General features: G+C 58.4%; 1 protein-coding gene. It reads right to left on the bottom strand.

Features of this window, described 5'->3' with window-relative positions:
• A partial coding sequence (locus AB1A62_RS22170; RefSeq protein ID WP_366663617.1) for an IS3 family transposase occupies positions 1-757 on the bottom strand: 757 nt, incomplete at both ends.

Genomic DNA, 757 nt, shown 5'->3' with positions numbered 1-757 from the left:
CATGACTGGCCTTTGGTCCATCGGGACGATGGTTTCCGGCGCAGGCGGCCGGTATCCCAAGGCGCTGTGAGGCCGCTTAGTGTTGTAGTGTTTCCTCCAACTTTCGATGATGATCTGAGCCTCCCTCAACGAGTAGAAGAGCTCTCGGTTCAGCAGTTCGTCCCGGAGCCGGGCATTAAAGCTTTCGACGTATCCATTCTCCCATGGACTCCCTGGTTCGATGAAGGCTGTTTTTGCACCAACCGCCTCAATCCAGGCCCTGACGTCCTTGGCAACGAACTCTGGGCCATTGTCACTTCGGACATAGGCTGGAGGCCCCCGCAGAATGAATAGATCGGTCAGGGCGTCGACTACGTCGGTCGAGTTCAGCTTCCTCTTCACCCTGATTGCCAGGCATTCCCGGCTGAACTCATCGAGGATGTTCAATGTGCGGAACGCCTTACCGTCGTCAGTGCGGCAATGAACGAAGTCGTAGCTCCAGACGTGGTTGCGGCTCTCCGGTCTAAGGCGGATGCATGATCCGTCGTTCAGCCAAAGCCGCCCCTTCTTTGGTTGCTTCGGTGGCACTTTGAGCCCCTCTCGCCGCCACAGACGTTCGACACGGCCGTCGCCGATCTGCCATCCCGCGTCCCTAAGCAGCACTGCGACCCGGCGGTAGCCATAGCTGCCGTATTGCCTGGCCAGTTCAATCATGTCCGCCACGAGCCGGTCTTCATCTTCCCGGCCTCGCGGTTGATACCTTTGTGTTGATCGATGC

Source organism: Leisingera sp. JC11 (assembly GCF_040704725.1).
In the GTDB taxonomy this organism is placed as follows: Bacteria; Pseudomonadota; Alphaproteobacteria; order Rhodobacterales; family Rhodobacteraceae; genus Leisingera.
Note: the sequence above shows the minus strand (reverse complement) of the source record. Positions and strands in the feature narration are given on the sequence as shown.